The organism is Myroides sp. WP-1 (assembly GCF_014145635.1).
In the GTDB taxonomy this organism is placed as follows: Bacteria; Bacteroidota; Bacteroidia; order Flavobacteriales; family Flavobacteriaceae; genus Flavobacterium.
In genome coordinates this window covers 1-9081 of record NZ_JACHTC010000032.1, presented here as the reverse complement: position 1 = coordinate 9081, position 9081 = coordinate 1, and the positions used below count along the sequence as shown (strand labels likewise).

The following is a 9081-nucleotide window of genomic DNA, read 5'->3' as shown; positions in this document are numbered from 1 at the left end:
ATCAGAAGTTAATCCGCGGTGCCAAGACAGATAATTATATTTATTTACAATTAGCGGATTGTTATTACAACATATTCAATACAGTAGAGGCAGCGAAGTATTACGGAAAGGCCTTGGAGAAAGATCCAAACCTGGATTCAGAGTTGTACTACCGCTATGCCCAGATGCTTAAAGCGAGTGGTCGCTATGATTCTTCGAATGCCGCTATGAAGAAATTTGCGGAGCGCAATCCGGAGGATCAGCGCGCGATTGCTTTTTTACGCGAGCCCGATTACATTCCGCGTTTACGTGCGCAAGAGGAGCTTTTTACCTATGAAGAATCAGGGATCAATGACCGTCAAGGGAATGATTTCGGAGCCTTCTTAACTACGGGAGATACGCTTTATTTTGCTTCTACCCGAGCAGGTAATAACTCGAAGAAAAAGTATGGCTGGGATAACCAAGGTTATTTGGATATCTACCAAGCGAAATACAAAAACGCTGATGACCCATTGTATGATGTAGAGCCTGTATCGGAGTTGAACACGAAGTATCACGACGGACCAGCTACTGTAACAGGAGATGGTCAGACGATGTACTTTGCTACGGAGAGTTTCCGTGCAGGGAAGTTTACCAAGAACAAAGCCAAGCTAGTGAAGCTTGGAAAAGTTAGTGTGTTTCGCGCTACGAAGAAGAAAGACAAGTGGACGGATTTTGAACCAGTACCGTTTAACGGCAGTGATTACTCTGTTAGTAACCCGAGTGTGAGCAAAGACGGTCGCACGCTTTACTTCTCTTCTGATATGCCGGGAACTATGGGAAGTACCGATATCTGGAAAGTGGAGATTGATGAAGAAGGAAACTACGGAACACCTGTAAATATGGGAAGTCAGATTAATACCGAAGGGCGAGAGTCATTTCCCTTTATCTCAGAAGATGGTAAGTTGTACTTTGCCTCAGATTCACGCAAGGGCTTTGGAGGTTTAGATGTTTACATGGTAGACTTAGCAATTCCACAAGCAGAGCCGAAGAATTTAGGCTCTCCGATCAATACGGCGAAAGACGATTTTGCATTCTCATTCTACCCAGGTAAAGACATCGGATTCTTCTCTACCAACCGCATTGGTCGCGATGATATCTACAAAGCGAAACCGGTTTGTAATACCGAGATGTATGTAACGGTAACACACAAAGATACAGGTAAGTTATTAGAAGGCTCGCGCGTGGATATCTTTGACGATCGCAAGAACCTAATTGAGACGAAGTTTACGGATCACCGCGGTATTGTAGAATACGTAGTAGATTGTGATAAGTTTTATCACTTGCAGGTAGACAAAGAGGATTTCGAGGGCAAGTCAGTAGAAGTACCATTGAACCGCAAAGGCGGTCGTCAGTTAGTGAATGTAGCGTTGCGTCCGATAGAAGTGATTGTCACTAAAGACGAGATCATCTTAGGGGATATCTACTTCGAGTTTAACCGATCAAACATCACGCAACAAGGAGCGTTTGAGCTGGATAAGTTAGTGAAAGTGATGAAGCGCAATCCACAGATGCGCATCAAAGTAGGCTCTCATACAGATAACCGCGGAAGTGCGACGTACAACCAGAAGTTATCGGAGAACCGCGCGAAAACGACGGTACAATATGTCTTGTCTAAAGGGATTGAAGCTTACCGCTTAGAATCACAAGGATATGGTGCAAGCGCACCGAAAATCGATTGTAAGTCGAACTGCTCGGAAGAAGATCACGCGATCAACAGACGAAGCGAATTCGTTATAATCAAATAAATTAGTTTAAGTATTAAGTTTAGTATAGTTCTAAAAAGTCCTCATCCGATCATCGGGTGGGGGCTTTTTTATTTTAGGTGCTGAAAATGAATAATTAACAATAAATTTTCAGAATCATGTGAATTTGTGAAAAAAAACATATTGTAAGTTATTTAGGTTTTATTTTTAGTAAAGAGGTTTTTTTTAACTTAATAAATAAATAATAGTGTTGTGTTTTTTTTATTGTGTTGGTTGAATGTTAACAAAAGATCACTGTGTGTAAGGGTTGAGCAATAGTCAGATACTTTATTTTGTTAATCTTTGTATAAAAAATATTCTATATTTGAGCAGAACTAACTTAAAAACTTAATACGTATGAAAAGAATCACAGTGCTATTCTTCTTCTTACTAAGTATCTTTTTTACTTATGGACAGGAGGTTACGATTGGCACCGGTACATTGACAGACAAACGTCCGCTGAGCAATTATTTTGGCTTTGAACGTTCTGCTGCTTTGTATACCGCGGAAGAAATTGGTCAGCAAGGTTTCATCAATAGACTTGCATGGGATATTGGTGTGACTAATATTGCTAGACCTATTAAAATCTATTTAAAAGAGGTTGAATCAGCTACACTTTCTGCTGCTAGTTGGTCTACTTTTATTGAAGGAGCAACCGTTGTTTACGATGGTATGTTTACACCTGGTATCGTTGGATTTAATACCATTAATTTTGATTCTTCTTTTAATTATACTGGAGGAACAAAAAATTTATTGGTATTAGTAGAAGCGAATTTTGGTGGAGGAGGTACTACAGTGGATGGTAGTGATGGCTTGAAAATTAAGGCTACAGAAAAAATCAATATGCATTTTGCTATTCATAAGGATAGAGAAATTCCTACTGATAATTTAGATGCTATTACAAGTCGACCAAATATTAAAGTGACTTTTGGAAGTCAAATTACTTGTCTTTCGATTAATGGAGCTATTGCAAACACAACGGCTACAAGTGTTGGTTTTACAATAACAGGTAGAGACACAACTGAATCAATTTCATATGAAGTTAGAACTTCAGGTGCAGGGGGTTCTGGAGAAACAGGATTAGCTGTTTCTGGTACGGTTACTGATTTAACAGCAAATCCTATTGTTGTGGAAGGTTTGACACAAACTACGGCTTATACGTTATATGTTCGTGCTAACTGTGGAGGAGAACGTGTTTCTTATTACTCTTTAATAGGAACATTTACAACACAGCAACAAGGAGCATCTTTGCCTTTTAATGAAAATTTTGAAGGTGCAATTAATTGGACCTTGAGCACAGGGGCTGCAAATAATTGGTTTGTTGGAACAGCAGTAAATAACGGTGGTACAAAATCACTGTATATTAGTGAAAATAACGGAACTACTAATACCTATAATGTAAGTGGTGGAGCAACAGCTGCGCATGCGTATCGCGATATAACAATACCAGAAGGAACAGCGAATATATCTGTTGGATTTGACTGGCGTTGTATGGGAGAAGGAACTACAACAAAATTCGATTATTTTAGAGTTTGGCTCGTACCAGCGTCTTTTACTCCGACGATGGGTACACAAATTGTGGCAGCGACAGATCGCATTAGATTAGGAGGAGATTTCAATTTGAATTCGGACTTTAAGAGAGAAAATTTTGAAGTAAATGCTGCGGCATTCGCTGGACAAAATATGCGTTTAGTGTTTGAATGGCGTCAAGATGGAAGTGGCGGTGCACAACCACCAGCAGCGATTGATAATATTACTGTTTCTGTATTAACATGTTCAGCACCAACAGCTATTGTTGAAAATACAACAACAGCTACATCAGCAACAGTAGCTTGGACAGCAGCAGCTGATCAAGATACATATGAAATATATTATGCTACATCAGGAGAGATGCCTGGTGATACAGTAACAGGATCTGTGGTGACTACACAAAATCCATATACAATCGAAGGATTAAACCCTAGTACGCTTTATACAATTTGGATTAGAACAATTTGTAGTGAGACAGATAAAAGTGTTTGGAATTCAGGATCGGTTAGAACAAAGCAGGTTGCTGCTGTTTTACCGTATAATGAGGATTTCGAAGGAGATATCAGTTGGACGACAGGAAGTAATACTATTAATAAATGGGTTGTAGGTACGGCTGTTCAAAATGGAGGTACAAAATCACTTTATATGACATCGGATGAAGGAGTAACAAACTCTTATGATGTTGATAAAGCTACGGTGGCTCATGCTTATAGAGATATTGCTATTCCTGCTGAAACACAAGAAATTTCGATCGGTTTTGATTGGCGTTGTGTTGGAGAAGGTACTGCAACAAAATTCGATTATTTTAGAGTTTGGCTTGTACCTACAACATTTGTACCTACATCAGGAACGCAAATTGCTGCAGCTACAGGACGTGTTCAATTGGGAGGAAATTACAATGCGAAAGATACGTTTACTCGTGAACTGATCGAACAGAATGTCGCAGCATATGCAGGGCAGGATATGCGTTTAGTGTTTGAATGGCGCCAAGACGGAAGTGGAGGAACACAACCTCCTGCTGCTATTGATAATTTGATAGTTAAGGTGGTTACTTGTTCAGCTCCAACAAACTTACAAGTTACTACTACAACTTCTTCAAGTGCAACAATCTCATGGACAGCCGCTACAGGACAAACAACATATGAAGTATATTATTCAACAACGGATACAGCACCAGGAGAAACAGTAACAGGGGCTGTAACAACATCAGATAACCCTTATACAATTACTGGATTAAATCCAAGTACAGTGTATTATGCATGGGTTCGAACAGTTTGTAGTGCAACGGATAAAAGTTTCTGGAGACAACTGTCTTTTCAAACTCAACAAGTACCTGCTACTTTGCCATATGTTGAAGATTTTGAAGGAAACTTTAATTGGAATACAGGTACAAACTCAGTTAATAAATGGGTAGCAGGAACTGCTGTGCAAAACGGTGGAACAAAATCCATGTACATAACAAAAGACAATGGAGCGACCAATAGTTATGATGTTGGTACTGCAACAGTTGCGCATACGTATCGTGATATCACTATTCCAGAAGGAGCAACAGAAATTGCGGTTGATTTTGATTGGCGTTGTGTTGGAGAAGGAACTACTACTCGATATGATTATTTTAGAGTTTGGTTAGTTCCTGTTGACTTTGTACCAACAAGCGGTACGCAAATAACAGCAACAGCAAATAGAATTAAGTTAGGTGAAGAACATAATCAACAAGCTACATTTACTCGTGCGAATTATATACAAAATGTAACGGTATTCGCAGGTCAAACGATGCGTTTAGTATTTGAATGGCGTCAAGATGGAAGTGGCGGAGATAATCCACCTGCTGCTATCGATAATTTGAATGTAGCTGTTATTACGTGTTCTGCTCCTTCAGCGATCCAAGTAAATAGCGCAACGGCTACTTCAGCAACGATTTCTTGGACAGCAATAACAGGACAAGACACGTATGAAGTGTACTATTCAACAACGAATACTGCACCAGGTGAAACGGTAACAGGATCTGTAACAACAACAGATAATCCTTATACAATTAATGGATTAACTGCAAGTACAACGTATTATGTTTGGGTTAGAACTGTTTGTAGTGCAACAGATAAAAGTTTGTGGAGACAAATTTCTTTTCAAACTCAACAAATACCTGCTACTCTGCCATATGTTGAAGATTTTGAAGGAAACTTTAACTGGAATGCCGGTACAAATTCTATCAATAAATGGGTTGTGGGAACTGCTGCTCAAAACGGTGGAACAAAGTCGATGTATATATCAAAAGACAATGGAACCACAAATACTTATGATGTTGGTGCTTCAACAGTTGCACATGCCTACCGTGATATTCAAGTGGATCAAGGGATTCTAGAAGTAGCTGTTCAATTTGATTGGCGTTGTGTTGGTGAAGGAACTTCTACTCGATATGATTATTTCAAAGTTTGGTTAGTACCTGCAACTTTTGTTCCAACAAGTGGAACACAAATAACAGAAGCAACTAATCGAATTTTACTAGGAAGTGAACATAACAATAACCCAGAATTTATTCGTCAAGAATACATTCAAGAAGTGACTGTTTTTGCTGGTCAAACGATGCGCTTGGTATTCGAATGGCGTCAAGATAGTAGCGGTGGTACACAGCCACCTGCAGCAATTGATAATTTAAATGTTTCAGTAGTTACTTGTTCCGCTCCAAGAACGATTCAGTTGGATCATATAACAGATACTTCAGCGACAGTTTCTTGGCCTGTTGTGGCAGGACAAGATACGTATGAAATATACTATTCAACAACGAATACTGCACCAGGTGAAACGGTAACAGGTTCGGTGACAACAACGGATAACCCGTACACAATTGATGGGTTGACGCCTAATACGCGTTATTATCTTTGGATTCGAACAGTTTGTAGTGCTAATGATAAAAGTTTATGGAAAGATCTATCTTTTATCACAGGTCAGATTCCTGCAGTACTTCCTTTTGATGAGAAATTTGAAGAAGAAGATAACTGGACGAAAGAATCTAATACCATTAACAGATGGGTGATTGGAAGAGCTATTAGTAATGGTGGTTCTAAGTCACTTTATATCTCTAAAGATGAAGGATTGACTAATACATACGATATATCATTAACAACCGCTGCTCATGCATATCGCGATATCGCAGTGCCAGAGAGAATAAGTGATTGTGAATTTTCGTTTGATTGGCGTTGTATGGGGCATGAGTCTTTTGGAACCCAATATGATTATTTTAAAGTGTGGTTAGTGCCGACTTCTTTTAGTCCAATAGCAGGAGAACAGATTAGTGTTGGAGCTAATCGCGTTCAAATTGGAGGTATCTACAATGGGGAAGAAGAAGATTTTGTTGAATTAGAAACGGTGATTAACTTATCTGATTATGCAGGAGGTAGCGTGCGTTTGGTTTTTGAATGGATTCAAAATAGCTTTGGAGGTACTCAACCCCCAGCAGCAATTGACAATATTAAAATTACTCCAATTACTTGTCCGGGTGTAGTTAATTTAGAATCGGAAGTTATGGAAGGTGCTCCTTCTAGAGTTTTATTAACTTGGGAAGCGCAAGGTGATGAAGCACAATGGGAAGTGTATATTGTACCAATAGAGAATGAGACATTGCCAACAGATAATACGACGGGTATTATCGTTGATACAAATTCACATGTGTTTGTCAATCCAAATCCAGCAGGAGATGATCAGTTCTACCGCTTTTATGTACGACCGATTTGTTCAGATACAGATAAAGGTCGCTGGTCTGAAGTGGGAATTATCTCGTTTATTCCACCTCCTGGCTGTGCGAATGTAAACGCTGAAATTGAGTTTTCAGAAATTGAAGGCTTGGAAAAAAACGAAAAAGGAGAATATGTTATTTGTGAGAAAGGAACATTTAACTTTGAACTAGGTGCTTCGTATTACGACATCTTGAAAACCAATTCGTATGAAGTATCATCCATTGAATACAAACCGCCGTTCCCTTTTAAAGGAGGTGGAGCTGTAGAGTTGACATCAGATGATGTTTGGTCTGATGTGATTGATTTGGGCTTTGATTTTTGTTTCTACGGAAATAAATACGATAAGGTGTTGATTAACACCAATGGAACAATTTCTTTTAGTATTCAAGGAGTAGTTCCTGGCGGACGTTATCGTCCTGGAGCAACTTCAGCTCCTTATAATCCGACTAGTTTAATTCCAAGTGATCCAGGTGTAAATAATCCTGCTACTACTTCAGGACCTACAATTAATTCGATTATGGGGGTATTCCAAGATACACACCCAGGAGAAGATAAAGCACCAGCAGATCACTCGATAAACTACCAGATTATTGGTAAAGCACCATGTAGAACGTTGGTATTTAACGTATATCGTTTAGGTATGTATGGAACTGGATGTACGTATGATCCAAATGATGTTGATAACACCACACAGACTTCTCAAATCGTAATATATGAAGGAACAAATATTATAGAGGTGTATGTAAAAAATAGACATTCTTTATGTGATGCGTGGGAAGGAAAAGCGATTATCGGAATTCAAAATGCTGACGGTACAGCTGGAATTGCACCTCCAGGACGTAATACAGGGCGTTGGTCTGCGCAAAACGAAGCATGGCGTTTTACTCCAAATGGAGAATCAACAGCAGAATTCTCTTGGGAGAAAGACGGAGAGTTCTTTTCTTCTGAGGCAAAAATCGACATCGCTGTAACTGAAACAGTAACCTATACAGCTAAAGCGAAGTACGAGATTTGTGGAGCTGAAACAGTGCTATTTAAAGAGTTCAAATTTGTAAAAGAAGATTTTACTATGGGTGTTCCAAATGATCTTATTGATTGTTCAAGACCTACAGGAGAAATTAATTTCGTCGATTTGAGTAATAATGATAGTGTGGTTTTAGGAAGTTTAGATCCTGAAAAATACATTGTAGAGTATTTTGAAAGTGAAGAGAATATGAACGCTAATACAGGAATGTTAGATCCTATTTACAATTTTACTACGAATAAAACACTTTACGTTAGGTTGACTAATAAACGAACAGGATGTAGCACATCTAAAACATTTAAGGCGATTATTCAGCCTCCATTAAATGTCACCAAATCAGCAGACCAAAGTGTTTGTGGAGCTTATGTATTCCCAGAGTTACCTGATGGAGAAGCATATTATACTCAAGAATATGGTCAAGGAGATCGATATGATGGAGGAGAGTCGTATGATGAATTAGGAATGCGCACATTCTACATTTACCGTGAAGACGAAAAAGGTTGTTATGGACAAACGTCATTTGTTTTAGAAGTTGTAGAACAACCTATAGCGGATGATATCGCCGATCAAATAATGTACTGTGATATTTACTTTTTACCAGAACCGTCGAAGTACAATAAGTACTTTACACAACCAGGCGGAAAAGGAGAGGAATTGAAAGCAGGAAGTCCAATTATCAAACCGCAAACGATTTACGTTTATGCATACAACAAAGGATTACGTGGAGCAGAGTGTATCGATGAGAAAAGCTTTACTATAAGCTATGAAGATTGTCCGATTCCGAAGGGAATATCACCAAACGGAGATGGCTTAAATGATACGTTTGACTTGAGCCAACACGGAATTTCGAAGATTCAAATCTTTAACCGTAACGGTGTTGAGGTTTACTCACACGGATTAGGTTATAAGAAGGAATGGTTTGGACAGAACAATTCTGATAAATTGCTCCCAGTAGGAACATATTATTATGTAGTTGTTTCTAACGGAAAAGTCAGAACAGGTTGGGTACAACTTAATTATTAATAGTAGC

General features: G+C 38.9%; 2 protein-coding genes. Both read left to right on the top strand.

Annotation, left to right across the window (positions count from 1 at the left end; genetic code table 11):
* Positions 1 to 1766, top strand: a 1766-nt coding sequence (locus H4K33_RS15915; protein ID WP_182650782.1) for an OmpA family protein, incomplete at its 5' end; no start/stop codon positions are given.
* 354 nt (positions 1767 to 2120) lie between these two features.
* A complete protein-coding gene (locus tag H4K33_RS15910; RefSeq protein ID WP_182650780.1) occupies positions 2121 to 9074 on the top strand; it encodes a fibronectin type III domain-containing protein in 6954 nt (2317 codons plus the stop codon).
* Positions 9075 to 9081 lie beyond the last annotated feature (7 nt).